Here is a 26867-nt window from a genome sequence, read left to right as displayed (position 1 = left end):
AGCGGCACCGCGGGCCCCGTACAGTTCAGTGACCGAACTCATGTGCGCTAGGGTCATGACCATGACGCTTCCGCGTGACTACCGCGGTCAGACCTGTGCGCTCGCACGCTCCATGGAGATCGTCGGCGAGCGGTGGACGCTGCTGATCCTGCGAGACGCCTTCTACGGGGTCCGCAGGTTCGGGGAGTTCGCCGCGCACCTGGGCGTTCCCCGGGCCGTGCTCGCCGACCGTCTCGGCACCCTCACCGAGGCGGGCGTCCTGGAGCGCCGCCCCGAGACGGGCACGGGCCGCCGCGAGGTCTACGGGCTCACCCCCAAGGGGGTCGCCCTCTGGCCGGCGGTCCGCGCCCTCACCGCCTGGGGCGAGGAGTTCCACCCGGCGGACGGCGGACCGCGCCGCGTCCTCCTGCACGCCGGGGACGAGGCCCCGCTCGACCCGGACGGACGCTGTACGAAATGCGGCACGGCCGTCCCCGTCGCGGACGTCGTGGTCGCCCCGGGCCCGGGGCTCGCACCCGCCGCCCCTGACGACGATCCGGTGACGGCCGCGCTCACCAGGCCCCACCGGCTGCTCCGGCCCCTGCTGCGGCCTCCGCTCCGCACTCCGCTCCCGACTCCGCTCCCCTCCGCGTCCCCATGGGCGCCCCACGAGAGGTCCACAACGATGAAGATCCTGGTCGTCGGCGCCGGTGCCACCGGTGGCTACTTCGGCGCCCTGCTCGCCCGCGCCGGACGGGACGTCACCTTCCTGGTCCGCCCGGCGCGCGCGGCGGCGCTCCGCGAGCGCGGGCTCCGGGTGGTGGGCCGGGACGAGGAGTGGGTCCTCGCGCCCCGCCTCGTGACGGCCGACGCGCTCGACACCCCGTACGACCTCGTGCTGCTCTCGGTGAAGTCCACCGCCCTGGAGCAGTCGATCGAGGACATGGCGCCGGCCGTCGGCCCGGACACGGCCGTCGTGCCGCTCCTCAACGGCCTCGCCCACCTCGACGCGCTCAACGCCCGGCTCGGGACCTCGGCCGTCCTCGGCGGCGTGGCCAAGGTGGTGACCACGCTCGACGAGACCGGCGACATCCGGCGCCTGGCCCCGCTGGCCCATCTGACGCTCGGCGAACAGGACGGCACGCGCTCCGCGCGCGTGGCGGCGTTCCGGGCGGCGCTCGAAGACGCGGGCATCGCCTCGCCGGAGCCGGAGCACGTGGTCACGGCGATGTGGCACAAGTGGGTGTTCATCACGACCCTCGGCGCCGTGACCAGCCTGATGCGGGGCACGGTCGGCGAGGTCTACGACGTGCCGGGCGGTCCCGCCCTGGCCCCGGCGCTGCTCGACGAGGCGTCCGCTGTCGCCGCCGCGGCCGGACACCCCGTACCGGAGTCGGAGCGGGCGGCGACGCTCGCCGTCGTCGCCGCGCCGGGGTCGCCCATGGTGCCGTCCCTCTACCGCGACCTGGCGGCGGGCCGTCCGACCGAGGTCGAGCACCTCTTCGGCGACCTCACCACGCGCGCGCGTGCCCTGGACGTGGCGACTCCGCTCCTGGACCTGGCGACCCTGCACCTGCGGGTGCACCAGCAGCGCGTCACGGCGGGGACGGTCGTGGGCGGCGGGGCCTGAGGGGAGAGGGGGAGAAGGAGAGGCGGGTCGGCCGGGGCGGGGTTCCCTGGGGGGCCACTGAGGCAGGGTCCCCGTAGCGGCGCCGAGTTGGACTCCCGTGCCGGTTCTTGGACCCTCGGCGAAGTCCGTGGCGCACTCCCGGCCCGCTCAGGATCATGGCGTCATGAACCTCGACTCCTCCCTCCCCCTCGGCCTCGACTGGGTGACCGCCCCCGCCGCCTGGTCCCTCGCCGACGGTGTCCTCACCGTCACGGCCGCTCCGCACACGGACGCCTTCACGGACCCGGTCGGCGGGGCGGCCCGGCGGGACGCCGCCGTGGCCCTGACGACTCCCCCGGACGGCGACTGGCAGCTCTCGGCCCGCCTGCGCGTCGGCTTCCGTTCGTCCTGGGACGCGGGAGCGCTGTTCCTCCAGTCCGACGACGACCACTGGGCCAAGCTCAATTTCGAGCAGGCCCCCGACGGGACCCCCAGCGTCTACTCCGTCGTGACCCGAGGCCGGTCCGACGACGCGCTCGCGGGCCCGGTCGCGGGAGAGTCGCTGTGGCTGCGCGTCAGCAGGATCGGCGAGGGCTTCGCCTTCCACGTCTCCGACGACGGCGCGTTCTGGCGCCTGGTGCGCCAGTTCGCCCTGGACGGCTCCGGTCCCGTACGGGCCGGCATCGAGGTCCAGTCACCCGTCGGCGAGGGATGCCGCGTCGACTTCGACGACATCCGCCTCACCCCCACCACCCTGGCCCACCTCTTCGACGGTCGATGACAGCAACGTCGGCGTCGCCGCCGACAGGACCCCCGCGATGCGGTGCCAGGTCTCCTCGTCGCGGCCGACCGCGGGGAGGACCTCGCCCGCGCCCGTGCCCCAGGCCGTCGTCAGGGCCACCGGGTCCGCGCCGGTCACCGCGCCCGCCGCGAGGGCCGCGGCGCCGAGGGCCACGAGCTCCTCGGCGGCCGGCACGACCAGGGGCCGGCCGGAGAGCCGGCGGACGGTCTCGGTCCAGGCCCGGCCGCGCGCCCCGCCGCCGATGAGGCGCAGCGGCCGGTCCCGTACGTCGGGGGCGGCCGGGTCCAGGCCGCAGGCCGCGAGCAGGTGGTCGAGGGCGCGCAGCACCGTGAAGGCCGCGCCCTCGTAGGCGGCGCCGAGGATCGCGCGCGGGTCCGTGCCGTGCCGCAGGCCGGTGACCAGGCCGGCCGCGTGGGGCAGGTCGGGGGTGCGTTCGCCGTCGAGGTACGGCAGGACGACGACTCCGCCGCCCCCGGCCCCGCCCGGCGCCGTGTCCTCGCGGTCCAGGCCCAGGAGCGTGGCGAACCGGTCGACGGCGAGCGTGCAGTTGAGCGTGCAGCCGAGGGGGAGGTACGTCCCGTCGGTGGCGGCGAAGCCCGCGAGGCCGGGGTCCGCCGGGCGCCCGCGGGTCGCGGCGAAGACCGTGCCCGAGGTGCCGAGGCTGACGACGGGGTGGTCGAGGAGACCGGCGCCGCCGAGGCCGAGGCCGACCGCGGCGGCCATGTTGTCGCCGGTACCTGCGGCGACGACGACGGTACGAGGCAGGCCCAGGGCCTCGGCGGCCGCCGAGGTCAGGGTGCCCACGCGGCTCGCGCCGCCGGGGGCGACGGCGGGCAGCAGAGCGGGGTCGAGGCCGATGAGATCCAGGATCTCGGGGTCGTACGCACCAGTGGCGTCCACACCGTGGCCGCCGGCGGTACCGGCACCCACACCGCCGCCGCCCATACCGGCGGCACCGCCCCCGCCCCTCCCGTACCAGCACGTCCCCGAGGCGTCCCCCGGGTCGGTCACCGCGATTCCGGTGAGGCGCTCCGTGAGGTGGTCGTGCGGGAGGCGGACGCCCGCGACGGCCTCCGCGTGGCGGGGTTCGTGCGCCCGCAGCCACTGCCACTTCGCGGCGGTCATGGAGGCGACCGGCACCGAGCCGGTGCGTTCCAGCCAGGCGGCGGGGCCGCCGAGGCGGGCGGCGAGGGCGGCGGCCTGCGGGGCGGAGCGGGTGTCGTTCCAGAGCAGTGCGGGTCGCAGGGGGCGGCCGTCGGCGCCGAGGGTGACGAGGCCGTGCTGCTGTCCGGCCACGGCGATGCCGGTGACGGCTCCGGCCGGGACGCCCGCGTCCCGTACCGCCGCGCGGACGGCCGTGACGAGGGCGGTCCACCACTCCTCGGGGTCGCTCTCGCGGGCTCCGGCGGAGCCGGTGACGGTGTGCGGGGCGCGGCCGACGGCGAGGAGTTCGCCGGTGTCGGCGTCGACGGCCGCGGCCTTGGTGGACTGCGTGGAGCTGTCCACGCCGATCACGACGGAGCGCCTCGTGGGCACGTCCTCACCTCTTCCCTGTCCTGCGTCACCGTAGGCCGACACGGGGGCCGATTCGCGGCTGGGGCTGGCGCCCCGGTGTGTCCGTCCCGTATTAGTTATCTCAGAAAACAAATCCCCAGAGCAAGAGAAGGACACACCATGCCGGAGCTCTTCTCCCCCACCCCCGAGGACCGCTTCACCTTCGGCCTGTGGACCGTCGGCTGGCAGGGCCGCGACCCGTTCGGCGAGGCCACCCGCCCGGCTCTCGACCCCGTCGAGACGGTCGAGCGGCTCGCCGCGCTCGGCGCGTACGGCGTCACCTTCCACGACGACGACCTGATCCCCTTCGGCGCTCCGGACGCCGAGCGCGACGCGATCGTCAAGCGTTTCAGGGCCGCGCTCGACCGCACGGGGCTCGCGGTGCCGATGGCCACCACGAACCTCTTCACCCACCCCGTCTTCAAGGACGGCGGGTTCACCGCCAACGACCGGGACGTGCGCCGCTTCGCGCTCCGCAAGACCCTCCGCAACATCGACCTGGCCGTCGAGCTCGGCGCCACGGTGTACGTGGCCTGGGGCGGCCGGGAGGGTGCCGAGTCCGGCGCGGCGAAGGACGTCCGGGTCGCGCTCGACCGTATGAAGGAGGCCTTCGACCTGCTCGGCCAGTACGTCACCGAGCAGGGCTACGACCTGCGCTTCGCCATCGAGCCCAAGCCGAACGAGCCGCGCGGCGACATCCTGCTGCCCACCATCGGGCACGCCCTGGCCTTCATCGAGCGTCTTGAGCGCCCCGAACTCGTCGGCGTGAACCCGGAGACGGGCCACGAGCAGATGGCCGGGCTCAACTTCCCGCACGGCATCGCCCAGGCGCTCTGGGCGGGCAAGCTCTTCCACATCGACCTGAACGGTCAGTCCGGCATCAAGTACGACCAGGACTTCCGCTTCGGGGCGGGCGACCTGCGGCAGGCGTTCTGGCTGGTGGACCTGCTCGAGACGGCCGGGTACGAGGGGCCGCGCCACTTCGACTTCAAGCCGGTGCGGACGGACGGCTCCGACGGGGTGTGGGAGTCCGCGAAGAACTGCATGCGCAACTACCTGATCCTCAAGGAGCGCGCGGCGGCCTTCCGCGCCGACCCGGACGTCCAGCAGGCCCTGGCGGCCTCCCGGCTGCCCGAACTCGCCGTCCCCACGGCCGCCGACGGCCTCGCGGGACTGCTCGCCGACCCGACGGCGTACGAGGACTTCAACCCGGACGCGGCCGCGGCCCGCTCGATGGCCTTCGAGCACCTCGACCAGCTGGCCCTGGAGCACCTGCTCGGCGTCCGCTGACGGCCCGCGGCGGTGTCCGACGCCGACGCGCCGGCCCCGACCGGAGGGGGGGGCCGGCGCGCGCCTCGGCGAGCTCGGCCCGATGCGACGGCTCGTCGGGCGAACCCGGCGCGATGCGACGGTTCGTCGGGCGAACCCGGCGCGATGCGACGGTTCGTCGCGCGCTTCGGCGAACCCGGCCCGACGGGTCGGCTCGTCGCGCGGCCTCGGCCCCTGCCACACTACGGAACCGTGAAGGCAGAGCACCGCGTGAAGGCAGAGGAGCCCGAGGACCCCGTGATGCGAGTCGCCCTCTTCGTCACCTGCGTCAACGACGCCGTCTTCCCCGCCACGGGCGTGGCCACCGTCCGCGTACTCGAACGCCTGGGCGTGGAGGTCGACTTCCCGGCGGCGCAGACCTGCTGCGGACAGCCGCAGTTCAACACCGGCTACCGCGCAGAGACCGCGCCGCTGGTACGGCGCACGGTCCGGGCCTTCGAGGGCTACGCGTACGTCGTCACCCCGTCGGGCTCGTGCGCGGCGATGGTGCGCCACCACTACGCGTCGTTCGGCGCGGAGGCCGCGGGCCTGGCCCCCCGCGTGTACGAGCTGACGGAGTTCCTGGTGGACGTCCTCGGGGTGACGGACGTCGGCGCGTACTTCCCCCACCGCGTGACGTACCACCCGTCCTGTCACGGTCTGCGCCTCCTGGGGCTCGGGGAGCGGCCGCGCCGGCTCCTGGAGGCGGTGAAGGGGCTGGAGCTGGTGGAGCTGCCGGGTGCCGAGGAATGCTGCGGCTTCGGCGGCACGTTCGCGGTGAAGAACCCGGACGTGTCGGCGGCGATGGGCGCCGACAAGATCGCGAACGCGCTGTCCACGGGCGCCGAAGTCCTGTGCGGCGCGGACAACTCCTGCCTGCTGCACGTGGGCGGCATGCTGAGCCGGCACGGCGCGCCGCTGCGCGCCGTGCATCTGGCGGACATCCTGGCGAGCACGGAAGAGGAGCCCTGGCGGTGAACGAGACGTCCGGTGGGACCTTCGTCGGAATGCCTGCCTTCCCGGAGGCGGCGCGGGCCGCGGTCGGGGACGCGACGCTCCGCGCCAACCTGCGGCACGCGACCCACACCATCCGCGACAAGCGGGCGCGGGCCGTGGCGGAGCTCGACGACTGGGCGGAGCTCCGGCAGGCCGGCAAGGAGATCAAGGACCGGACGCTCCGTCATCTCGACGAGCACCTCGTCCGGTTGGAGGAGGCGGTGACGGCGGCGGGCGGCACGGTGCACTGGGCCGCCGACGCCGACGAGGCCAACCGGATCGTCACCGCTCTCGTCAGGGCGACGGGCGAGACGGAGGTGGTCAAGGTCAAGTCGATGGCCACCCAGGAGATCGGGCTCAACGAGCACCTGGAGGCCGAGGGGATCGCCGCGTACGAGACGGATCTCGCGGAGCTGATCGTGCAGCTCGGCGACGACCGGCCCTCGCACATCCTGGTCCCCGCCATCCACCGGAACAGGGGCGAGATCCGCGACATCTTCCGCGAGAAGATGGGCCGTTGGGGGCGACCCGCGCCGGAGGGGCTGAGCGACACACCGGCCGATCTCGCGGAGGCGGCCCGGCTGCACCTGAGGGAGAAGTTCCTGCGGGCCAGGGTCGGGATCTCCGGGGCGAACTTCATGGTCGCCGAGACCGGGACCCTCGTCGTCGTCGAGTCCGAGGGCAACGGCCGGATGTGCCTGACGCTTCCCGAGACCCTGATCTCGGTGGTCGGCGTGGAGAAGGTGGTGCCGACCTGGCGGGACCTCGAGGTGTTCCTCCAGACGCTGCCGCGCTCGTCGACCGCCGAGCGCATGAACCCGTACACGAGCATGTGGACCGGCACGAGCGACGGCGACGGGCCGTCCGCCTTCCATCTGGTGCTCCTCGACAACGGACGCACGGACGCGCTCGCCGACGAGGTCGGGCGCCAGGCGCTGCGCTGCATCCGCTGCTCGGCCTGCCTCAACGTCTGCCCGGTGTACGAGCGGGCCAGCGGCCACGCGTACGGCTCGGTCTACCCCGGGCCGATCGGCGCGATCCTCACCCCGCAGCTCCGGGGCACGGTGAGCGAGATCGACGCCTCCCTGCCGTACGCCTCCTCGCTCTGCGGGGCCTGTTACGAGGTGTGCCCGGTGGCCATCGACATCCCCGAGGTCCTGGTGCATCTGCGCGAGCGGGTCGCGGCCGAGGGCGGAAAGGGGCACCGGCTCGAACGGGCGGCGATCAAGGCCTCCTCGTGGGTCCTCGACCACCCGACCGCCCTCGCGACGGGCGAGCGGATCGCCTCCGCCACGCGCGCGCTGCACCCGAAACGGCTTCCGGGGCCCGGCGCCCGCCAGTGGTCCGAGCACCGGAACCTGCCCGAACTGCCCGCCGAACCGTTCCGCGACTGGTGGAAGAAGAACCGCCGATGACCACCGACTCACGCGCGCGCGTGCTCGCCCGCATCCGCGCCGCCGTCGCCGACGCCCCCGAAGCCCCGGACGTCACCCGCGACTACCGCACGAGCCACAGCCCCGACGACACTGACGACCCCGACACGCTCCTCGACCTGCTCCACGAGAACCTCGCCGACTACCGCGCCCACGTCCACCGCTCCGCGCCGGACGACCTCCCGGACCTCGTCGCCCGGCTCCTCGCGGAGCGCGGCGCCCGCAGCGTCGTCGTACCGCCCGGACTGCCCGAGGAGTGGCTCGCGGCGAGCGGCGCCGAGCGGCGGACCGACACGCCCCCGCTCACCCCGTACGCGCTCGACGGCATCGACGCGGTGGTGACGCGGTGCGCGCTCGCGATCGCCGAGACCGGCACGATCGTCCTCGACGGCGGCCCGGGGCAGGGCCGTCGGGCCCTCACCCTGGTGCCCGATCTGCACGTGTGCGTGGTCGAGGCCCCCGAGCAGGTGGTGGCCTCCGTGCCGCAGGCGCTCCCGCGGCTCGACCCGGCCCGCCCGCTGACCTGGATCTCGGGGCCGTCCGCGACGAGCGACATCGAACTCGACCGGGTCGAGGGCGTCCACGGCCCCAGGACGCTGGAAGTGATCCTGGTGACTCGGCCTCCGGCCGCCGACTGACCCGGCCACGCGGGGGCGGCCCCGGGCCGCCTTGACGATGCCCGCCAAGCACGCGGCGGGGGCCGGCCCCCGGCGCCGCCATCTCCCTCTCCCCCGGGGGCGGGCCGGACCGCCCGGACGCCGACCCGTCCGGACTCAGACCACCCCGACCCCATTCCTTCCGGACTCAGACCGCCCAGACGCCCGCCCGTCCGGACTCAGACCGCCCAGACGCCGTCCCGCATCAGATGGCGGCCGGCCAGTTCGGGTTCCTCGAGCCAGGCCTCCACGGCGGTGGGGCGGACCCGGAACCAGCCGTACGCGGGGCCCGAGTTCCGCGGGTCCCAGCCGCACTTCGCGGCGAAGCCGTCGATCGCCTCCGTCGGGACGTCGTCGACGACGAGGGTCGTCACGTCGCCGTCGATCAGGACGACGTCGCGGGTGTGCCCGAGCGCCAGCCGGGTCCGCCCGCCGGCGGCGAGGTTGCGGCCGGTGGGATTCGTCAGCCGGGTGCACAGCCAGACGTCCGCGCCGTCCCAGTGGAAGGCGAGCGGCACGAGGTACGGCCGGGCGTCGGTGCTCGCCGAGGCCACCCAGACGTCCACCTCCTCCGCCAGCCGGGCGAGGACGTCCTTCTTGCGCTGCTCGGGGTCGCGTACCGCGGGGTGCGTCGTCATGGCCCGACCCTACGTCGTCGCGATCGCGGTCCTTCGCACCCGTGCGGACGAGGGAGGAGAAGGCGACCTCGCCCCCGGGAACCCGGCAAGAAACGAAGAAAGCGCTTGCGCGAAGCATTGACGAAACACGAACACCCCCCTAGCTTCATGCCCGTTGCACTTCGTACGTCATATATGAGACGCGATACACGAGATCTGAGAGTGCTCCATGGCCTTCGCCCCCAGCCCCATCCCCTCCCGCACCCAGTACGTGCTCGAAGCGATCAAGCACGACATCCTCACCGGAGGTCTCAGACCCGGCCAGGCACTGGTCGAGGCCGAACTCGCCGCGCGTTTCGGGGTGTCGAAGACACCGGTCCGCGAGGCCCTGAAGACCCTGGCGGGCAGCGGGCTCGTGGTGATGAACCAGTACAAGGGCGTCACCGTCCGGATGGTCGACGCCGACATGGCCCGTGCCGTCTACGACGTGCGCCTCCTCCTGGAACCCGAGGCGGTCCGCCGCACGGTGGCGTCCCGCGCCCCGCTCGACGACGCGCGGCAGGCCCTGAGCCGGGCGGCAGGAGCCGAGGACCCGGCCGAACGGTCCCTGGCCAACCGGGCGTTCCACCGGGCGCTGTACCTGCCCTGCGGCAATCCGCTGCTCGGCCGGATGCTCGACGAGGTCCGCGACCAGGCCGCCCTGGTCTCCACCGTCGCCTGGGCGGCCGTCCCCTCCTGGGAGCGGGAGGCCGCCGAGCACGAGCAGATCCTGCGGCTCGCGGCCGCCGGCGACGTGGACGGTGTCGGCCGGGCGGTCCACGACCACATCGCGTCCTTCGTCGAGCGTGCCTTTCCCCGACACCCGGAGACGCCGCACGCCGAGACGCAACGGCACGAGACGCAACGGCCGGACACGCAGCCGCTCGACACGCAGGGCCCCGAGACGCGGCACCCCGAGAACCAGTCCTCCCCGAACGGCGAGTGAGCATGGAATTCGAGACGATGAGAGCCGCCCTCGCCGACGTCGTGGCCATCCCGGTCACCCCGTTCGCCGAGGACGGCTCCGTGGACGCCGTCACCCACCGCGGGCTGCTGCGCCGGCTCCTCGACGGCGGGATACGCACCCTCACCCCCAACGGCAACACCGGCGAGTTCTACGCCCTCACCCCCGAGGAGCGCCGCTCCCTCACCGAGATCACCGTCGACGAGGCCGGCCGACGTGCCGCGATCCTCGTCGGCGTCGGCCACGACGTCCCGACCGCGGTCGAGGCCGCCCGGCACGCCCGGGCCACGGGCGCCCACATGGTGATGGTCCATCAGCCGGTGCACCCGTACGTCTCCGAGGGCGGCTGGGTCGACTACCACCGGGCCATCGCCGAGGCCGTCCCCGAGCTCGGGGTCGTCCCCTACATCCGCAACCCGCTGCTCGGCGGGGCCCGGCTCGCCGAGCTCGGCGCCGCCTGCCCCAACGTCGTGGGGGTGAAGTACGCCGTCCCCGACGCGGCCCGGTTCGCCGGCTTCGCGCGGGACGCGGGCCTCGACCGCTTCGTCTGGGTGGCGGGCCTGGCCGAGCCGTACGCACCCGCCTACTTCGCGGGCGGCGCCACCGGCTTCACCTCCGGCCTGGTCAACGTCTCCCCCGCGCTCTCCCTGGAGATGCTGGACGCGCTGCGGTCCGGCGACTACCCGACCGCGATGAAGGTCTGGGAGCGGATCCGCCGCTTCGAGGAACTGCGCGCGGCGAACGGCAGCGCCGACAACGTGACGGTGGTCAAGGAGGCCCTCGCGTCCCTCGGCCTCTGCCGCCGGTCGGTCCGCCCGCCGAGCCGCGAACTCCCCGCGGACGAAAGGGCCGAGGTCGCCACGCTCGCGGCCGGGTGGCCGGTATGAACGGCGAAGGGCCCCGCGACGCGAGCCGGACCCCCGGCGAGGACCGGACGGTCGACAGGAGCCGGACCCCCGGCGAGGACCGGCCCGGCGGCGAAGACCGGCGCCCCGCCGAGGGCGGCCGTCGTCCCGAGGAGCTGCGCAGTCACCAGTGGTACGGCACCGACGGCCTCCGCTCCTTCAGCCACCGGGCCCGCACCCGGCAGCTGGGCTACCTCCCCGAGGAGCACCTCGGGAAGCCGGTCGTCGCGATCCTCAACACCTGGTCCGACATCAACCCCTGCCATGTGCACCTCCGCGACCGCGCGCAGGCCGTGAAGCGAGGGGTGTGGCAGGCCGGCGGCTTCCCGCTGGAGTTCCCGGTCTCCACCCTCTCGGAGACGTTCCAGAAGCCGACCCCGATGCTCTACCGCAACCTCCTCGCGCTGGAGACGGAGGAGCTGCTCCGCTCCTACCCGGTGGACGGGGCGGTGCTCATGGGCGGCTGCGACAAGACCACCCCGGCGCTGCTCATGGGCGCGGCCTCGGTCGACCTGCCGACGGTGTTCGTTCCGGCGGGGCCGATGCTGCCGGGGCACTGGCGGGGCGAGACGCTCGGCTCCGGTACGGACATGTGGAAGTACTGGGACGAGAAGCGGGCCGGGCGGATCGGCGACTGCGAGATGGCGGAGCTGGAGAGCGGTCTCGCCCGCTCCCCCGGGCACTGCATGACGATGGGGACGGCGTCCACGCTGACCGCCGCGGCGGAGACCCTCGGGGTGACCGTGCCGGGTGCCTCCTCGGTGCCGGCGGTCGACTCGGGGCACGACCGGATGGCGGCGGCCTCGGGGCTGCGGATCGTGGAACTCGTACGGCGGGACCTGCGGCTGTCGCGGATCCTGACGCGGGAGGCATACGAGGACGCGGTCGCCGCCGTCCTGGCGCTCGGCGGCTCGACCAACGCGGTGATCCATCTGATCGCGATGGCGGGGCGCTCGGGGGTGCGGCTGACGCTCGACGACTTCGACCGCATCGCGCGGACGGTGCCGGTGCTCGCGAACCTGCGGCCGGGCGGGCGTTTCCTGATGGAGGACTTCCACTTCGCGGGCGGGATGCCGGGCTTCCTCTCCCGGCTCACCGACGTCCTGCACCTGGAGCGCCCGACGGTCTCGCACACCACGCTGCGGGAGCAGCTCGACGGCGCGCTCGTGCACGACGAGGAGGTGATCCGGGACCGTTCGAGGCCACTGGCCGCCGAGGGCGGGGTCGCGGTGCTGCGGGGCAACCTCTGCCCCGACGGCGCCGTCATCAAGCACATCGCGGCCGAGCCGCGGCTGTTGAAGCACACCGGCCCCGCGTTCGTCTTCGACGACTACCGGTCGATGCAGCGGACCGTCGACGACCCCGCGCTCGGCATCACGCCCGATCACGTGCTGGTGCTGCGGGGCGCGGGCCCGAAGGGCGGTCCGGGGATGCCGGAGTACGGCATGCTGCCCATTCCGCGGTACCTGCTCGAACAGGGGGTGCGGGACATGGTGCGGATCTCCGACGCCCGGATGAGCGGGACGAGTTACGGGGCGTGCGTGCTGCACGTGGCACCCGAGTCCCATGTCGGCGGCCCTCTCGCCCTGGTCCGCACCGGCGACACGATCACCCTCGACGTGGCGGCGCGCTCCCTTCATCTGCACGTATCGGACGAGGAGTTGGACGTGCGCCGGGTGGCCTGGACGCCCCCGCCGCCCCGGTACGAGCGCGGTTACGGCGCGCTCTACATGGAGCAGATCTCCCAGGCCGACACCGGCTGCGACTTCGCGTTCCTGTCGCGTCCCGGCACGACCCCCGATCCGTACGCGGGCTGAGAAACCGTCCCACCTGCCCGACCACCTCACCGGGCCGGCCGCCCCACCTGCCCGGGCACCTCGCCCTCCCGGCCGCCCCGGCCGCCCCACCTGCCAGCCGCGCCGCGTGCCCCCGCATGCCCCAGCAGCCCCCTCAGCTTCGCCCTGCCCACCCGGTCCCACCCCGCCCCATCCACCCCGACCTGTCCGGAATCTCGAACGCCGTCCGCGCAGCGCTTCACCGAGAACGGAGCCGCCGTCATGGCCTCAGCTGTGACCCCACCGCCCCAAGCCGTCACGGCACGGCGCCGCCGCCGCACGGGGGCGAGCCCCCGCCGACTGCCGTACCTCCTGATCGCCCCCGCCGGCCTGCTGATGCTGGGCTTCATCGCGTACCCGGTGATCAGCGTCTTCTATTACAGCCTCCAGCACTACAACCCCACGAAGCCCTGGCGGAACGGCTTCGCGGGGATCGACAACTTCACCCGGATCTTCACGGACGACCCGCGGTTCTGGGGAACGCTGACCTTCAGCCTCAAGTGGGTCGTCGTCGAGGTGACCCTCCAGCTCCTCTTCGGACTCGCGCTCGCGCTCATCGTGAACCAGACCTTCGTGGGCCGCGCGCTGGGCCGGGCCCTGGTCTTCTCCCCCTGGGCCGTCTCGGGCGTGCTCACCTCCGCGATCTGGGTGCTGCTCTACAACTCCCAGACGGGGATCAGCCGTTACCTCGCGGATCTGGGCCTCGGCACGTACGGAACCTCCTGGCTGTCCGACACCTCGACGGTGTTCCCGGCGGCGATCGTCGCCGATCTCTGGCGCGGGGTGCCCTTCTTCGCCATCCTCATCCTGGCCGACCTGCAGTCCGTACCGAAGGACCTGTACGAGGCGGCCGAGGTCGACGGGGCGGGCCGGGTACGGCAGTTCGTCCACATCACCCTGCCGCACATCCGGGACGCGATCGTCCTCTCCACGCTGCTGCGCGCGGTCTGGGAGTTCAACAACGTCGACCTGCTGTACACGCTGACCGGCGGCGGCCCCGCGGGCGAGACCACCACGCTGCCGCTCTACATCGCCCACACCAGCGTCGACGCCCACAACTTCGGATACGCCTCCGCGCTCACCACGGTGGCGTTCGTGATCCTTCTCTTCTGCTCGATGGTCTACCTGCGCCTGAGCAAGTTCGGAGGCGACGCCCCATGATGGCCGAGTCCACCCTCACCGCCGCTCCGTCCCCCGGGACCGCGCAGGTCCCGCCACCCCCCGGCCGGACGCCGCCCGCCGGCGCCCGCGCCCGGCGCAGGGCGTGGGACGAGGTGCCCCGCTGGCAGATCTACCTTCCCCTCGGGATCTACCTCGTCTTCACCCTCGTCCCCTTCTACTGGATCCTGCTCTTCGCCGTCCGCCCGGCCGGCTCCACCTCGCTGCTGCCCTGGCCGATGACGACCGCGCACTTCGAGAAGGTCTGGAACGAGCGCAGCTTCGGCGTCTTCTTCCAGAACAGCCTGCTCATCGGGATCGCGGTGCTCCTCAGCACCACCGTGGTCGCGCTCGCCGGCGGGTACGCGCTGGCCCGCTTCGACTTCAGGATCAAGAAGGGCTTCATGCTGGCCCTGCTCTGCTCGCAGTTCGTGCCGGGCGCCCTGCTCCTCGTCCCGCTGTTCCAGATCTTCGCCGAGCTCAAGATGATCAACTCCCTGGGGAGTGTGATCATCGCCGAGACCGTCTTCCAGCTCCCGCTGTCGATGATCCTCATCAGCGGCTTCATCAGGAACGTGCCGTACTCCCTGGAGGAGGCGGCCTGGGTGGACGGCTGCAACCGGTTCTCCGCCTTCCGGATCGTCGTCCTCCCCCTGCTCAGGCCCGGACTGGTCGCCGTCGGCTCCTTCGCCTTCGTGCACGCCTGGAACCACTTCCTCTTCGCCCTGATGTTCCTCAGCAGCCAGGACAAGCAGACGATCCCCGTCGGACTCAACACCCTCATGGGCGCCGACAGCGTCGACCTCGGGGCGCTCGCCGCGGGCGGCGTCATCGCCGCCGTCCCCGTAGTCATCGTCTTCGGCTTCATCCAGAAGTGGCTGGTCACCGGGTTCAGCGCCGGGGCGGTGAAGGGATGAGCCGCCGTGTCGTACGCGGGGAGGGCGGGACCACCGCGCGCACCCCCCTGCCGGTCGTCCTCGCCGGTGCCCGCGGCCACGGCCGCAGCCACCTCGTCAACATCCACCGGCTCCAGGAACGCGGCCTCGTCCGCCTCGCCGGGATCTGCGAACTGCGCCCGCTCGACGCCGCCGAGCTCGACGGCGTCGGGGCTCCGGAGCAGTCCGCCGACTTCCAGGCGCTGCTCGCCTCCACCGGCGCCCGGATCGCCGTGCTCAGCACCCCCATCCAGACCCACACCGCGATGGCGCTCGCCGCCGCCCGGCACGGGGCGCACATCCTCCTGGAGAAGCCGCCGGCCCCGTCGTACGCCGAGTACCGCCGCATGTCCGACGGCGTCGTGGCGGCCGGAGTGGCCTGCCAGATCGGGTTCCAGTCGTTGGGGTCGCACGCCGTGCCCGCGATCCGCCGGATGGTCGCGGAGGGCGCGATCGGCGAACTCCTCGGCGTCGGCGCGGCCGGGGCCTGGGTCCGCGACGAGGCCTACTTCCGGCGCGCCCCCTGGGCGGGCCACCGCAGGCTCGGCGGGGCCGACGTCGTCGACGGGGCGCTCACCAACCCCCTCGCGCACGCCGTCGCCACGGCACTCGCGCTGTCCGGCGCCACCCGCGCCGAGGACGTCGAGCACATCGAGACCGAGCTGCTGCGCGCCCACGCCATCGAGTCCGATGACACCTCCGCGGTACGGATCGTCACCTCGGCCGGCGTCCAGGTCACCGTCGCGGCGACGCTCTGCGCCGAACGGTCCTCGGAGCCGTACGTCGTGGTCCACGGCACCCGGGGCCGGATCACCTTCTGGTACCGGCAGGACCGGGTGCTCGTGCAGCGCGCCGGGCGCGGACCGGTGGAGACCGAGTACGGCCGCGGCGACCTCCTGGAGAACCTCGTCGCGCACGTCACCGACGGCGAGCCGCTGCGGGTCCCGCCGGCGGAGACCGGCGCGTTCATGCGGGTCGTCGAGGCGGTACGGACCGCCCCCGACCCGCTGGCGATACCCACCGCGCACTGGCGCACCGCGCCCGGCGACAGCGCGCCGCGCCGGGTCGTCGACGGCGTCGACGCCCTGGTGGACGCCAGTGCCGACGGGCTCAGACTGTTCTCCGAACTCGGCGCCTCCTGGGCCCCGTCGCCCCGGGCGGAGGCCCGATGACCCCCGATGCGCCGACGGTCCTGCGCTGCGCGGGCCGCACCGTCGCCCGGTACACGGCCCGGCCCGCGACGGCCCCCGACCGTTCCCCCCGGCCGTACCTCCATCCGGTCACCACCCTCGCCGGCCGGCCGGTGACCGAGACGGTGCCCGACGACCATCCGCACCACCTCGGCGCGGGCGTCGCCGTGCCCGACGTCGAGGGCCGCAACTTCTGGGGCGGCCGCACCTTCGTCCGCGACCGCGGGCCGGTCGCGCTCGACAACCACGGGGTGCAGCGTCACGACGGGTTCACCCGGTGCGGCCCGGACGGCTTCGCGGAGGAGCTGACCTGGACGGCCGGGGGCGAGCCGCTGCTCCGCGAGCACCGGACGGTGGCGGCCACCGCGCTCACCGGGACGGCCTGGGCGCTCGACCTCGCCTTCTCCCTCACCAACGTGTCCGGGCGGGACCTGTCGATCGGCAGCCCCGCGACCAACGGCCGGCCGGGCGCCGCGTACGGCGGCTTCTTCTGGCGCGCGCCGAAGGGGGCGGCGGCACCCGTGGTGTTCGGTTCCGGGAACGCCGGCGGCGGTCCGGGCCCGGACGGCGAGGAGGCGGTGCACGGGACGCGCGCGGACTGGGTGGCCCTCGCGGGCGAGGGCTGGACCTTGGTGTTCGCCGGGGCGACCGCCCGGACCCGGGAGGACCCGTGGTTCGTCCGGGCCGCCGAGTACCCGGGCGTCGGCTCCTCCCTCGCCCACGACGAGCGGCTTCCGGTGGCCGCCGGAGAGAGCGTCGTACGGCGGGTGGTGACCGTCGTCGCCGACGGGCGCCTCGACCGGGACGGGGCCGCGGCCCTGGTCCGCCAGGCGGTGACGTCATGACGCGGGGCCGGTGCCCTCCTGCCGCCGAAGGCCCTCGCTGACGGCACGTACCGCCCCGCACTCCCCACGCTCCCCCTCGCACACCCCTCTCCCCCGCACTCCCCTCGCGCACCCCCCTCCCCGCAGTCCCCGCAACACCCCGAGAGAAGAGAGCCGACGATGACCATCCTCCCCGGCGGACGGCGCAGAGCCGCCCTCGCCCTCGCCCTGTCCGGCGTCCTCGCCCTGACCGCCACCGCCTGCGGTGACGACGGCGGCGGGGGCGGCGACAAGGGCACCGAGGGATCGGGCAAGGGAAAGATCACCTTCTGGGACAACAACGGCGGTGTCCGCACCGACGTCTGGAAGGAGATCATCGCGGACTTCGAGAAGGCGAACCCCGACATCGACGTCGAGTACGTCGGGATCGCCTCCAAGGAGGTCCAGTCGAAGTACGACACCGCGATCCAGGGCGACGGACTGCCGGACGTCGGCGGCATCGGCGCGGCGATGCTCGCCGGGATCGCCGCGCAGAACGCCCTGGAACCGCTGGACGCGCGGATCGAGGGCAGCGCCCTCAAGGGCAGGCTGAACGCCGGCATGGTCGCGAGCGTCAAGTCGGCCGGCGGGCAGGGCAAGCTGTTCACCGTCCCCACCTCCGCGAGCAACGGCGTGCTGTACTACCGCACCGACCTGTTCGAGGCGGCCGGCCTGCAGGCGCCCACCACCTGGTCGAAGTTCTACACGGCGGCCGAGAAGCTGACGGCCCCCGACAGGAACCGCTTCGGCTACACGATCCGCGGCGGCGCGGGCTCGATCGCCCAGGCGCTGGACGCCATGTACGGCCAGAGCGGCATCACGAGCTTCTGGAACGGTGACAGGACCACCGTCAACGACCCGAAGAACGTGGCCGCGCTCGAGAAGTACGCCGGCCTGTTCAAGCGGACCACCCCGGCCGCGGACGTCAACAACGACTTCACCAAGATGGTCGCGCAGTGGGACAGCGGACAGATCGGCATGCTGAACCACAACCTCGGCTCCTACCAGGACCACGTGAAGGCCCTCGGGACGGAGAAGTTCCGGGGCATCCCCCACCCGACCCTCGACGACGGCACCCGGGTGCAGGTCTCCAACCCGGTCGACGGCCTCGGCCTCTTCTCCTCCAGCACGAACAAGGCCGCCGCCTGGAAGTTCATCGAGTTCGCGGCCTCGCACGCCTCCAACAGCAAGTGGAACAGGTCCGCCGGCGCCATCCCGGCCAACACGGAGGCCGCGCGGGACCCCTGGCTCCAGGAGGCGGAGCCGACGAAGCTCGGCGCCGAGGTCCTCTTCAGCGGCAGCGCGACGATCGTGGAGCTGCCCTACTACCTGCCGGACTGGAACACGATCTCCAAGGCCGAGAACGAGCCGGGCTTCCAGAAGGTCCTGCTCGGGACGTCCACCGCGAAGGAGTTCCTCGACCACCTGGCCGAGCAGCTGAACACGGCACAGGCCGAATGGAAGCAGCAGAACCCGTGAGCGTCGGCCGCCGCGCGGTGGTCCCGTCCGGGGCGGGCCTCGCGCCCGCCCCGGACGGGGCTCCCCCGGCCCGTCCCCGAGGACACCCCCGCATGCGCACCCTCTTCATCGCCGGCGACTCCACCGCCGCCCAGAAGTACGCCGACGCCGCACCCGAGACCGGCTGGGGCATGGCCCTCCCCTTCTTCCTGCACCGGGGCGTGCGGGTCGCCAACCACGCGGCCGACGGGCGCAGCACCAGGAGCTTCCTCGACGAGGGCCGGCTCGAGGCGGTCCTGGCCGCGCTGCGCCCCGGCGACCTGCTCCTGATCCAGTTCGGCCACAACGACCAGAAGGTCGCCGACCCCACCCGCCACACCGAGCCGTGGACCGCCTACCAGGACAACCTCCGGGTCTTCGTCGAGGGCGCGCGGTCCCGGGGCGCCCTCCCGGTGCTCGCCACCTCCGTCGAGCGGCGCGGGTTCGACGTGGACGGCACCGCGCTGCGGACGCTCGGCGCGTATCCGGCGGCCATGCGGGAGACCGCCCACGACGCGGACGTCCCGCTCCTCGACATCGAGGCGCTGTCACTCGCCCTGTGGCAGCGGCTCGGCCCCGAGGCCACCACGACGTACTTCAACCGGACCGCGACCGGGCAGGACGACACCCGCTTCAACCCGCCGGGGGCGATCGAGGTGGCCCGGCTCGTCGTCGCCGAGCTGCTCCGCACCCATGTCCTCGCCCCGCGCGAGACGCGCCGCGTGGACGACCACGTTCCCGCCGGGCTCATCACCTGGCCCGGACATCCCTCTGCCGCTTCCGAGTTCGAGGAGAGCCGATCGTGAACCGACGCATACGACGGGGAGTGGTCGCCGCGACCGCCCTCACCCTGACGGTGACCGCGCCCGCGGCCGCCGCCCACGCCGCCCCCCGCCCCGGTGCCGACCCCGCCCGCGCCACGCTGCCGGCCGGCGACGGCTGGGCGTCCGAGGGAACCGGCACCACCGGTGGGGCGGCCGCCGTCGCCTCCCGGGTGTTCACCGCCACCACCTGGGCGGAGTTCCGGGCCGCGCTGGCCGTACCCGGCACCGAGCCCCGGATCGTCAAGGTGGTGGGCACCCTGAACGCCACCGCCGCAGGCTGCGCCGCCTTCGAGGCCCCGGGCTACGACTTCGCCCGCTACCTCGCCGACTACGACCCCGCCGTCTGGGGGTACGAGAACGTGGTCAGCGGGCCCCAGGAGGACCTGCGGGCGGAGTCCGCGATCGCCCAGGGCGAGGCCATCAAGGTCAAGGTGCCCGCGAACACCACGATCGTCGGGGTCGGCCGGCACGCCGGGATCACCGGCGGCAGCCTCCAGGTGCAGGGCGTCGACAACGTCGTGGTCCGCAACCTGACGCTGGAGAGCCCGCTCGACTGCTTCCCGCAGTGGGACCCGACGGACGGCGCGACCGGGGCGTGGAACTCCGAGTACGACAGTCTCGTCGTGTACGGCTCCACGCATGTCTGGATCGACCACAACACGTTCACCGACGGGTCCCGTCCGGACAGTTCGCTGCCCACGTACTTCGGCGAGCTCTACCAGCAGCACGACGGCGAGCTGGACGTCGTGCGGGGCGCGGACCTCGTCACGGTCTCGTGGAACGTCTTCACCGACCACGACAAGACCCTGATGATCGGCAACAGCGACAGCGCGGGCGCCACCGACCGGGGCAGGCTGCGGGTCACGCTGCACCACAACCTCTTCGAGAACGTGGTGGAGCGGGCACCGCGGGTCCGGTTCGGCCAGGTCGACGCGTACAACAACCACTTCGTGGTGCCGAGTTCGGCGTACGCGTACAGCCTCGGCATCGGGCAGGAGTCCCGACTCCACGCGGAGAAGAACGCGTTCACGCTCACCGGGGACGTCCCGGCGGGCCGGATCCTCAAGAAGTGGAAGGACGCGCCCGTCACCACCACGGGCAACTACGTGAACGGCAGACCGGTCGACCTCCTCGCCGTCCACAACACCCAGTTCCCGGAGGAACTGCTACGACCCGACGCGGGCTGGACCCCCGCCCTGCGCACCCACGTCGACCACCCGCGGGCCGTACCGGCCCTCGTCGCCGGCCGGGCGGGCGCGGGGCGCTTCTGCTGAGCGGGACAAGCGGCGAACACCTGCCGGATCATGACGTTCCACGAGCCCGACGGCAGCTGCCTAAAGTTCCACTGGCCCGACACCCACCTCAAGAAGAAGAAGGAGGAACCACAATGGAGTACGAAGCCGTCCCCGCCGAGCTCACCGCCACCGAGGCACTACCGGGCCTCGGCTCGGCGCTGGGTCGGCTCGACTCGTTCCTCGTCAGGGGCGGGGTCCACTAGGTCGTGGCCCGCGACGGAGCACGAGTCGAAGCGGGCCGCCTCTCGGCGGACGCGAGCACGGTCTTCGACATCCGCCACGGCTGGCTGCTGCCGGGGCCGGACCGCGCGTACGCCACCCCCGTACCGGGCGGCGGCCTCGCCGTGAGCGGCGTCGACTCCGTCACCCTCCACGAGGCGGACGGAAGCATCCGGTGGGCCTTCCCCCACCTCGCGTGGCCGAGCGGAGCCCATGGCGCATGCGTCCCCGATCCCACCGGCACGGCGCTGCTCGCGGTCGTCCGGCCCGCCCTCGACACCGACCCGAGCAAGGTGCTGCTGACCTTCGACCTCGCCACCGGCACGGTTCTGGCCACGGCGGAACTCCCCACACGCTGGGGCACGTACGAGTTCCAGCAGCCGCTCGGCCCGGCCGCCGCACAGGTGGTCCTCCTCAACGCGGCCCAGGGGCAGGAGGAGGCGTACTCCCTGCTCGTCACCGCCACGCGGGAGCACCTGGAGATCACGCAAGTCGGCGGCTGCGACGAACCGTTCACGGGCAGCAGTCTCCCTTCCGGCGCGTTCCTGACGCTCGCCGTCGGCGGGGAGCAGCTCACCCGGTACGACACGCCGGACCGCAGCGGGACGGTGGCGAAGGCGGCGGTCGTCCTCCCGGACGAGCTCGTCTTCATGGGGCAGCCAGGCTTCCTCGACAAGGAACGGATCCTGGCGCCGGTCGGCGAGGACCCCTGGGAGGACGAGTGCCGTCACGCCCTCCTCGGCGCCGACGACCTGCGCCTCCGGGCCAAGGTCACGTATCCGCCGGGCACCGGGGTGACGGCCCGCACGCTGCCCCTCGGCGACGGCACCTGGCTCACCTTCGACGACGACACGGTCCACCGCTGGCGCACGGGCTGACGCCCGGCCCGGCGCTCACGGGGACATCCTGATCGGTTCGGTCAGCCCAGGAAGCTCAACCGCACGTGACGGTGGGCATTGTCCTTGTTGGCATCCACCAAACTCCGTTAAGGCAACGCAGCGCCCTGCGGGACATCGGGACCGGTCGGGCCATGCGTTGCTCGGACGAGCGCAAAGATCCAAAACCGGCCGGCCTTACCCGGATGGCGGCTACCGTGGGTGTGACGGATCACCCGAGTGCTGGGAGCGGCATGGGACTGGCGAACGAAAAGATCATTTCCCAGGTCGAGGACCTGCTGCGAGGCACGATCGTCATACCCTCCATCCAGCGCGACTTCGTCTGGATGCGGCCTGATGTACGTGATCTCTTCGATTCTCTCTACCGGGGCTATCCGGTGGGTGCCATGCTGCTGTGGAAGACCGGCCTCAACGTCCCGTTCAAGACTGCCGCTATCGTCCAGACCGACAGAACGGCGGACCAGCCCCTCTATCTGCTGGACGGACAGCAGCGGCTGACCTCTCTCGCCTGGGTCTACCGCCCGCAGTCGAAAGCCGACGGACGGCACATAGACCTGCGCTTCGACGTGCGTACCGAGGAATTCGTGACCCCGAGCGCCGTGCAACGCAAGGATCCGCTCCTGATCCCGGTGTCGACGCTCCTGCAGGAGAACGTGCAGTTCTATCCGGTCCTCAACAAGGCCGGGGTGTCACCCGACGACCCGGACTTCGGCAGATGGATGCAGCGGCTGCAGAAGGTGAACAACATCCGATTTCACCAGATCGCCGTCATCACCTACGAGTCCGACGACTACGAGGAGGTCGCCGAGCTCTTCGCCCGGCTGAACAAGGGCGGCCGGCGGCTGTCCAAAGGTGATCTCGTGTACAGCGCCATCGCGGCCCGCTGGTCCGCCGGCCTGGATACCATGGATGCCTTTCACCAGGAGCTGCGGGACAGCGACTTCGACCTGAACAGGGAAGCCGTCCTACGCCTCATGAGCCTCCTCGCGGGTACGGGCGCCCATCACATCAAGCTCATCGGAGCGGAGGTGGACGAGACCGCGCTGAAGGAGGCGTGGCACGCCACCGAGAAGGCCCTTCGCTTGGCCATCGACTTCCTGAAAGGCGAGTGCTCGATCCCCCGGTCCGAGATCCTCTCCTCGCCGAACGTCACGATCGTGCCTGCGCTGCTCCTCCACCATCGGGGCGGCAAGCTGCGCCCGGGGGAGGCGCAGCTGCTGCGTCGCTGGGTGTACACGGCTATGGCCTTCAGCCACTATTCACTGCAGGTCGAGGGCAAGCTCGACGCGGAAGCCAGGCTGATCAGATCCCGTGCCGGGGAGGACCTGTTCGCCGAGCTCATCCGTCGAGCCTCCGGTCCTCGCTCCCTGGACAGCGCCCTCCATCCGAGGGACCTGGAGCAGAAGTACTCCACGCACGCCTTCTTCAAACTGCTCTACATCGCCGCGCTGCGGGACAGGGCGCGGGACTGGGCGACCAACATCGCCATCAATGATCAGCCGATGAACAGCGGTTCCAGGATCGAGTTCCACCACGTGTTCCCTCGCGCCCGGGTCCAGGGGGCCTACGCGAAAGAGGAGTGGAACAGCCTCGCCAACCTGGCCTTCGTCACCGGTCGGACCAACAAGATGATCTCTTCCCGGCTGCCCGTCGACTACATGGTGGGCGTCGCGCCGGAGCGCCTGACCGAACAGTGGATTCCCAGCACCCCGGAGCTGCGGTCCCTGGACCGGTTCCCCGACTTCCTGGCTGCGCGCAGAAACTTGCTGGCCAACGTCCTCAACGAGCTCCTGGGGCTACCCGCCTACGCCGGGGAGAGCATCCGCCAGGACTCCTACGAGATGCCCGCCGACGAGACCGTGATCGCGGAAGATCCCTCCGCGCCCGCACTGGTCAAGCCAGACGTGCAGGCGTTGCGCACGGAACAGGGCGTCGAGTTGCACGCCGTCTACGAAGGTCGGCGCACCACCGCCTACTACGATCCGCCGTCCCGCACCGTGACGGTCCCCTCCGGCCCCGGGCGCGGCGTATACGAGTCCCCCAGCGGGGCGGCGGTGGCCGTGGTGCGGTCTCTCAACCCACACGTCAACCCGAACCGCAACGGGTGGTCGTTCTGGACCGTCACGGCCACGGGGGCACTCCTGCAAAGCATCCGATGACGGACAGCAGCCACGGCTGTGCACGTTGTCTGCCGCCCGTATACGTCAGACATCCCGACCAGCAGCCCAAGGCTTCGCTCGTTGCGCTCCACGGCCAAGGAGAAAAAAATGCCCGCTGCCGGACCGGCTCCCCGTCTCGTCCCGTTCGCCCAGGCGGCCCACGAGCATCTTCAGCAGATACAGGACGTCACGCCTGCGCTCACGCCCACGTCCACCATCCTCGGGCCCTACGACGTCCCGGCGTACGGGTACCTCCGGAGCATCATCCTGGATGTCCATGCATTCGGCGGCTCCGGCTCTGGCTCTGGCTTTTCCGCCGCGGAAGACGCGCCATGGAGTGTGATCTCCGAGATCGCGCTCATCGACACGAACGGAACGCCCGTCGTCGGCCCCTTCTCCGGGTATGACCTGTACCTCGTCAACAAGTACGGAGGATACGCCTACGCTCCAGACCCGAAGCTGTCACCGATGTATTCGGGTGTCGCAGCGTCCGACGGCGGTTTCCGATTCTGCTTGCGAGTTCCCGTGGAGTTCTCCGCGCAAGATGGACTGGGAAGCCTCCCGAATACGAACGCGGCATCCACTTGGAAGGTCCGAATCACGCTCGCCCCTGCGAACCACGTCTACGGCACCACACCATCCCTCCTGCCCTCGGTGCATGTCCGGATGCATCTGGACGCATGGTCCCAGCCGTCAAGGACAGATCCCGAGGGCAATACGACGACCCAGGCACCACCGGCCGTCGGTACGACGTCTTACTGGTCCAAGATCATCCTTCCGGTATCGTACGGCTTCAACACGCTCCGGCTACTGCGCGTGGGGGCGCACATCCGCAATCTGTTGTTCGTCTGACGCAACACGGCCGGTTCGCGGTCGGAGGGTGACGCAATGTTCCCTGATACGACGTCATTGTTCTGCGACACCCATCTCCTGAAGGCCTACCAGAAAGATCTATGGAAGCACGAGATGTTCCGGAAGACGGGGCTCTCTGCGCCGATCGAGGCAGCGAACGGACTCGACTCCGGGGTGTATGTCGAGAACTATTGCCCCCACCTCGACGGGAGGGCTGGCGACGAACTCCACCACCGCCACCTGGCAACCACAAGGGCTACAAGATGCGAGCTGATGGGATCGTTCTCTGCGGCCGGAACCCTCACGGTGCTCACGAACGACGTGGTCCCCGCTCCCAAGATCTGCACGGACGAGGTCGGGCCGGAGGGGCGTCGGCAGTGACATCACCCATGAGCCGCTCAGCAAGGTGGTCCCAGGAAACAGCCTCCTGTGCCGTGTCGTCGCCCGTTCCGGCGTGACCACTGTCTGAATTCCCGTCCCTTTACCGCTCGATCTCGCCCACCGTGGTACCCCGCATCGTTCTCCTTTTTCTCCGGAGCGTCAGGAGGATCGGCGGCCCCACCCCGGAGGATCTTGATCGGCTCCCGATCAGCAGAGGAAGCTCAACCGCACGTGGCGGTCGGGGTTGTCCTTGTTGGTGTCCACCAGGCACACCGACTGCCAGGTGCCGAGGGCCAGTTCGCCGTCGATCACCGGGAGCGTCGCGTGCGGGGCGACGAGGGCCGGCAGGACGTGGTCGCGGCCGTGGCCCCGGCTGCCGTGGCGGTGCTGCCAGCGTTCGTCGGCGGGGAGCAGGTGGTGCAGGGCCGTCAGCAGGTCGTGGTCGCTGCCCGCACCCGTCTCGATCAGCGCCACGCCCGTCGTCGCGTGAGGCGTGAAGACGTTGAGGAGGCCTCCCCGTCCCTGGGCCACCTCGGCCAGGAAGGCGACGCACTCCCCGGTCAGGTCGTACACCGTCTCCGATCCTCCGGTGGTGACGTCCAGGACCCGTGTGCTGAAACCGTTGCTCATCCCCTCATCCTGACGCAGCGGGCGGCCCTCTCGAACACCCCACGCGGGCAGTCCGCCGAGGTACCCCCGGCCGCTCGCGCGCGACGTCCGGCGTCAGCCGCGCTCCGGAGCGCCGGCGACCGGTAGTCGCGCACAGCGGCGGCAGGCTCGGGCCGAGGTCGCCACGACGGCGTGGGACGCGGCGGCGAGCGCTCCCGCGCAGGCGAGCAGGGGCCAGTTCGTCGCGAGCGCGGCAGCGGTGACGAGGGCGAGCGTCGTCACCGCCATGGCGCCTCCCGCAGTAGTCCCGGTCCAGGCGACCAGGGCCGGCAGCCGGGCCGGCGGGGAGAGCCGACGGGCGAGGGTTCCGGTGGCGGCGAGAGCCGCGGCGGCCAGCAGCGTGGCCGCGATCGCGACCCCGGACAGGTGCGCGGCCAGGAGTCGTGAGGTGTGGAGAACCGTTCCCCCGGGCTCCTGGGCGGGCACCCCGGTGAGGTACCAGCAGACGATCAGCAGGGGTGCGGTGAGCGCCACGGCCCGGGCGGTGTGCCGGGCCTGGGCGAGGGTCAGCTCCCGCTGGCAGCTCGGGACGAGCTCGTCGACGGTCCCGAACTCGCGGACCGCCGCACCGACGGCCTCGCGCCGCGGGACGCCCCGCTCGACCTGGGCGTCCGCCGTGTCCTCGAGTCCGCCGCGGATCTCCTCGATCATCCTGTCCTTGGTCCGGGCGGGCCCGTGCAGGGCCGCGGTGAGATCGGCGACGTACGCGGCGAGGGGGTCGCCGGGGGGACCGGTGCAGGCGGGGTCGAAGTCTGCGGGAGGAGCGGGGTCGGCGACTGCGGGACGATCCGTTTCGGCCGGACCGGTCGCTGCGCCCGTGCCCGCGGCGGTCATGTGGCGAGCCCCTGCGGTGGAGTCGGGTTGAGGACCGAACCGATCGCCGCGGTGAACTCGTTCCAGGCCGTGCGTTCGCCGGCGAGCGTCCGCCTGCCCTCGTCGGTCAGCTCGTAGCACCGGCGGCGCCGCTCACCGGAGGACTGCCAGCTGCTGCTCAGCAGGCCGGTGCGCTCCAGCCGGTTCAGGGCCGGATAGATGGTGCCCGTGCGCAGTTCGAGCGCGCCTCCGCTGCGCTGCTGGACCGCGGCGATGATCGCGTACCCGTGCAGCGGGCCCGGTTCGAGCACCGCGAGCAGCAGTCCGTCCAGGTGCCCTCGCACCGCATCCGCCTTCATAGGTAGGCAGCCTACACAAGAGAGCCGTAGGCAGTGTATGTATTGGTAGCCAACCTATTG

The 26867-nt window shown here is 72.1% G+C and carries 25 protein-coding genes; 20 read left to right on the top strand and 5 right to left on the bottom strand.

Features of this window, described 5'->3' with window-relative positions; translation table 11 throughout:
* The first annotated feature begins 61 nt into the window (after positions 1 to 61).
* Positions 62 to 1609 (top strand): 2-dehydropantoate 2-reductase, encoded by a 1548-nt coding sequence (locus AMK27_RS44320; RefSeq protein ID WP_338014294.1) that lies wholly within the window; start codon positions 62 to 64, stop codon positions 1607 to 1609.
* Positions 1610 to 1772: 163 nt separating this feature from the next.
* Entirely contained in the window at positions 1773 to 2369 is a 597-nt protein-coding gene (locus tag AMK27_RS09115; RefSeq protein WP_073904584.1) for a DUF1349 domain-containing protein, read from the top strand.
* Here the strand turns inward: AMK27_RS09115 and AMK27_RS09110 are convergent.
* Positions 2283 to 3926: an FGGY family carbohydrate kinase gene (locus AMK27_RS09110; RefSeq protein ID WP_079188311.1), complete on the bottom strand. Its 1644-nt coding sequence runs from the start codon at positions 3924 to 3926 to the stop codon at positions 2283 to 2285. The genes AMK27_RS09115 and AMK27_RS09110 overlap by 87 nt on opposite strands.
* Before the next feature lie 138 nt (positions 3927 to 4064).
* On the opposite strand from AMK27_RS09110, the gene xylA reads away from it, so the two are divergent.
* The 4 genes from xylA to AMK27_RS09090 all read left to right on the top strand — a co-directional run bounded on the left by xylA (position 4065) and on the right by AMK27_RS09090 (position 8319).
* A complete protein-coding gene (xylA, locus tag AMK27_RS09105; protein WP_073904582.1) occupies positions 4065 to 5234 on the top strand; it encodes a xylose isomerase in 1170 nt (389 codons plus the stop codon).
* Positions 5235 to 5513: 279 nt separating this feature from the next.
* On the top strand, positions 5514 to 6230 hold the full coding sequence (locus AMK27_RS09100; RefSeq protein ID WP_073905884.1) for a (Fe-S)-binding protein: 717 nt from the start codon (positions 5514 to 5516) through the stop codon (positions 6228 to 6230).
* A 29-nt stretch (positions 6231 to 6259) separates the two neighbouring features.
* On the top strand, positions 6260 to 7663 hold the full coding sequence (locus AMK27_RS09095; RefSeq protein WP_073905882.1) for a lactate utilization protein B: 1404 nt from the start codon (positions 6260 to 6262) through the stop codon (positions 7661 to 7663).
* Positions 7660 to 8319 (top strand): LutC/YkgG family protein, encoded by a 660-nt coding sequence (locus AMK27_RS09090; RefSeq protein ID WP_073904580.1) that lies wholly within the window; start codon positions 7660 to 7662, stop codon positions 8317 to 8319. The genes AMK27_RS09095 and AMK27_RS09090 overlap by 4 nt, the downstream gene beginning before the upstream one ends.
* Before the next feature lie 197 nt (positions 8320 to 8516).
* Here AMK27_RS09090 and AMK27_RS09085 read toward each other — a convergent pair whose 3' ends face one another.
* The gene (locus AMK27_RS09085; protein ID WP_073904578.1) at positions 8517 to 8975 is read right to left on the bottom strand and encodes a pyridoxamine 5'-phosphate oxidase family protein; all 459 of its coding nucleotides are present in this window, start codon (positions 8973 to 8975) and stop codon (positions 8517 to 8519) included.
* 208 nt (positions 8976 to 9183) lie between these two features.
* Here AMK27_RS09085 and AMK27_RS09080 point away from each other — a divergent pair, with 208 nt between their 5' ends.
* The 14 genes from AMK27_RS09080 to AMK27_RS09015 all read left to right on the top strand — a co-directional run bounded on the left by AMK27_RS09080 (position 9184) and on the right by AMK27_RS09015 (position 24966).
* The gene (locus tag AMK27_RS09080) at positions 9184 to 9939 is read left to right on the top strand and encodes a GntR family transcriptional regulator (protein ID WP_241847394.1); all 756 of its coding nucleotides are present in this window, start codon (positions 9184 to 9186) and stop codon (positions 9937 to 9939) included.
* Between the two features lie 2 nt (positions 9940 to 9941).
* Positions 9942 to 10844, top strand: coding sequence for a dihydrodipicolinate synthase family protein (locus AMK27_RS09075; RefSeq protein ID WP_079188310.1), 903 nt, complete (start codon positions 9942 to 9944; stop codon positions 10842 to 10844).
* Positions 10841 to 12679, top strand: a complete 1839-nt coding sequence (araD, locus tag AMK27_RS09070; RefSeq protein ID WP_241847393.1) for an L-arabinonate dehydratase — start codon at positions 10841 to 10843, stop codon at positions 12677 to 12679. Before AMK27_RS09075 ends, araD begins: the two co-directional genes overlap by 4 nt.
* A gap of 240 nt (positions 12680 to 12919) precedes the next feature.
* A complete protein-coding gene (locus AMK27_RS09065; RefSeq protein ID WP_073904574.1) occupies positions 12920 to 13858 on the top strand; it encodes a carbohydrate ABC transporter permease in 939 nt (312 codons plus the stop codon).
* Positions 13855 to 14772, top strand: a complete 918-nt coding sequence (locus AMK27_RS09060) for a carbohydrate ABC transporter permease (protein ID WP_073904572.1) — start codon at positions 13855 to 13857, stop codon at positions 14770 to 14772. The genes AMK27_RS09065 and AMK27_RS09060 overlap by 4 nt, the downstream gene beginning before the upstream one ends.
* On the top strand, positions 14769 to 15962 hold the full coding sequence (locus tag AMK27_RS09055) for a Gfo/Idh/MocA family protein (protein ID WP_073904570.1): 1194 nt from the start codon (positions 14769 to 14771) through the stop codon (positions 15960 to 15962). Before AMK27_RS09060 ends, AMK27_RS09055 begins: the two co-directional genes overlap by 4 nt.
* Positions 15959 to 16825: a DUF6807 domain-containing protein gene (locus tag AMK27_RS09050; RefSeq protein WP_073904568.1), complete on the top strand. Its 867-nt coding sequence runs from the start codon at positions 15959 to 15961 to the stop codon at positions 16823 to 16825. The genes AMK27_RS09055 and AMK27_RS09050 overlap by 4 nt, the downstream gene beginning before the upstream one ends.
* A gap of 159 nt (positions 16826 to 16984) precedes the next feature.
* Complete coding sequence (locus tag AMK27_RS09045) at positions 16985 to 18322, top strand: ABC transporter substrate-binding protein (RefSeq protein WP_073904566.1); 1338 nt, start codon at positions 16985 to 16987, stop codon at positions 18320 to 18322.
* The gene (locus AMK27_RS09040) at positions 18319 to 19146 is read left to right on the top strand and encodes a rhamnogalacturonan acetylesterase (protein ID WP_073904564.1); all 828 of its coding nucleotides are present in this window, start codon (positions 18319 to 18321) and stop codon (positions 19144 to 19146) included. The genes AMK27_RS09045 and AMK27_RS09040 overlap by 4 nt, the downstream gene beginning before the upstream one ends.
* Complete coding sequence (locus AMK27_RS09035; protein ID WP_107425517.1) at positions 19143 to 20438, top strand: polysaccharide lyase family 1 protein; 1296 nt, start codon at positions 19143 to 19145, stop codon at positions 20436 to 20438. Before AMK27_RS09040 ends, AMK27_RS09035 begins: the two co-directional genes overlap by 4 nt.
* A gap of 227 nt (positions 20439 to 20665) precedes the next feature.
* A complete protein-coding gene (locus tag AMK27_RS09030; protein WP_073904562.1) occupies positions 20666 to 21556 on the top strand; it encodes a hypothetical protein in 891 nt (296 codons plus the stop codon).
* 251 nt (positions 21557 to 21807) lie between these two features.
* Positions 21808 to 23733, top strand: a complete 1926-nt coding sequence (locus AMK27_RS09025) for a GmrSD restriction endonuclease domain-containing protein (protein WP_073904560.1) — start codon at positions 21808 to 21810, stop codon at positions 23731 to 23733.
* Positions 23734 to 23841: 108 nt separating this feature from the next.
* Positions 23842 to 24585 (top strand): hypothetical protein, encoded by a 744-nt coding sequence (locus AMK27_RS09020; protein WP_073904558.1) that lies wholly within the window; start codon positions 23842 to 23844, stop codon positions 24583 to 24585.
* Between the two features lie 36 nt (positions 24586 to 24621).
* On the top strand, positions 24622 to 24966 hold the full coding sequence (locus tag AMK27_RS09015) for a hypothetical protein (protein ID WP_073904556.1): 345 nt from the start codon (positions 24622 to 24624) through the stop codon (positions 24964 to 24966).
* Positions 24967 to 25173: 207 nt separating this feature from the next.
* On the opposite strand, the gene AMK27_RS09010 is transcribed toward AMK27_RS09015, so the two are convergent.
* From AMK27_RS09010 to AMK27_RS09000, 3 genes are all read right to left on the bottom strand, one after another.
* The gene (locus AMK27_RS09010; RefSeq protein ID WP_073904554.1) at positions 25174 to 25596 is read right to left on the bottom strand and encodes a YjbQ family protein; all 423 of its coding nucleotides are present in this window, start codon (positions 25594 to 25596) and stop codon (positions 25174 to 25176) included.
* Positions 25597 to 25689: 93 nt separating this feature from the next.
* Positions 25690 to 26469: a permease prefix domain 1-containing protein gene (locus tag AMK27_RS09005; protein ID WP_073904552.1), complete on the bottom strand. Its 780-nt coding sequence runs from the start codon at positions 26467 to 26469 to the stop codon at positions 25690 to 25692.
* Entirely contained in the window at positions 26466 to 26807 is a 342-nt protein-coding gene (locus AMK27_RS09000) for a PadR family transcriptional regulator (RefSeq protein ID WP_073904550.1), read from the bottom strand. The genes AMK27_RS09005 and AMK27_RS09000 overlap by 4 nt, the downstream gene beginning before the upstream one ends.
* Between the last annotated feature and the right edge of the window lie 60 nt (positions 26808 to 26867).

Origin of the sequence: Streptomyces sp. CB02009, assembly GCF_001905825.1 — a bacterium.
In the GTDB taxonomy this organism is placed as follows: Bacteria; Actinomycetota; Actinomycetes; order Streptomycetales; family Streptomycetaceae; genus Streptomyces.
Note: the sequence above shows the minus strand (reverse complement) of the source record. Positions and strands in the feature narration are given on the sequence as shown.

Bases quoted from the DNA above. Each gene is read 5' to 3' on its own strand.
- AMK27_RS09095 (WP_073905882.1), top strand. From the start codon at position 6,260: ATGCCTGCCTTCCCGGAGGCGGCGCGGGCCGCGGTCGGGGACGCGACG.
- AMK27_RS09005 (WP_073904552.1), bottom strand. From the start codon at position 26,469: ATGACCGCCGCGGGCACGGGCGCAGCGACCGGTCCGGCCGAAACGGAT.
- araD (WP_241847393.1), top strand. From the start codon at position 10,841: ATGAACGGCGAAGGGCCCCGCGACGCGAGCCGGACCCCCGGCGAGGAC.
- AMK27_RS09025 (WP_073904560.1), top strand. From the start codon at position 21,808: ATGGGACTGGCGAACGAAAAGATCATTTCCCAGGTCGAGGACCTGCTG.
- AMK27_RS09090 (WP_073904580.1), top strand. From the start codon at position 7,660: ATGACCACCGACTCACGCGCGCGCGTGCTCGCCCGCATCCGCGCCGCC.
- AMK27_RS09055 (WP_073904570.1), top strand. From the start codon at position 14,769: ATGAGCCGCCGTGTCGTACGCGGGGAGGGCGGGACCACCGCGCGCACC.
- AMK27_RS09115 (WP_073904584.1), top strand. From the start codon at position 1,773: ATGAACCTCGACTCCTCCCTCCCCCTCGGCCTCGACTGGGTGACCGCC.
- xylA (WP_073904582.1), top strand. From the start codon at position 4,065: ATGCCGGAGCTCTTCTCCCCCACCCCCGAGGACCGCTTCACCTTCGGC.
- AMK27_RS09015 (WP_073904556.1), top strand. From the start codon at position 24,622: ATGTTCCCTGATACGACGTCATTGTTCTGCGACACCCATCTCCTGAAG.
- AMK27_RS09000 (WP_073904550.1), bottom strand. From the start codon at position 26,807: ATGAAGGCGGATGCGGTGCGAGGGCACCTGGACGGACTGCTGCTCGCG.
- AMK27_RS09065 (WP_073904574.1), top strand. From the start codon at position 12,920: ATGGCCTCAGCTGTGACCCCACCGCCCCAAGCCGTCACGGCACGGCGC.
- AMK27_RS09085 (WP_073904578.1), bottom strand. From the start codon at position 8,975: ATGACGACGCACCCCGCGGTACGCGACCCCGAGCAGCGCAAGAAGGAC.
- AMK27_RS09010 (WP_073904554.1), bottom strand. From the start codon at position 25,596: ATGAGCAACGGTTTCAGCACACGGGTCCTGGACGTCACCACCGGAGGA.
- AMK27_RS09060 (WP_073904572.1), top strand. From the start codon at position 13,855: ATGATGGCCGAGTCCACCCTCACCGCCGCTCCGTCCCCCGGGACCGCG.
- AMK27_RS09100 (WP_073905884.1), top strand. From the start codon at position 5,514: ATGCGAGTCGCCCTCTTCGTCACCTGCGTCAACGACGCCGTCTTCCCC.
- AMK27_RS09075 (WP_079188310.1), top strand. From the start codon at position 9,942: ATGGAATTCGAGACGATGAGAGCCGCCCTCGCCGACGTCGTGGCCATC.
- AMK27_RS09045 (WP_073904566.1), top strand. From the start codon at position 16,985: ATGACCATCCTCCCCGGCGGACGGCGCAGAGCCGCCCTCGCCCTCGCC.
- AMK27_RS44320 (WP_338014294.1), top strand. From the start codon at position 62: ATGACGCTTCCGCGTGACTACCGCGGTCAGACCTGTGCGCTCGCACGC.
- AMK27_RS09020 (WP_073904558.1), top strand. From the start codon at position 23,842: ATGCCCGCTGCCGGACCGGCTCCCCGTCTCGTCCCGTTCGCCCAGGCG.
- AMK27_RS09080 (WP_241847394.1), top strand. From the start codon at position 9,184: ATGGCCTTCGCCCCCAGCCCCATCCCCTCCCGCACCCAGTACGTGCTC.
- AMK27_RS09050 (WP_073904568.1), top strand. From the start codon at position 15,959: ATGACCCCCGATGCGCCGACGGTCCTGCGCTGCGCGGGCCGCACCGTC.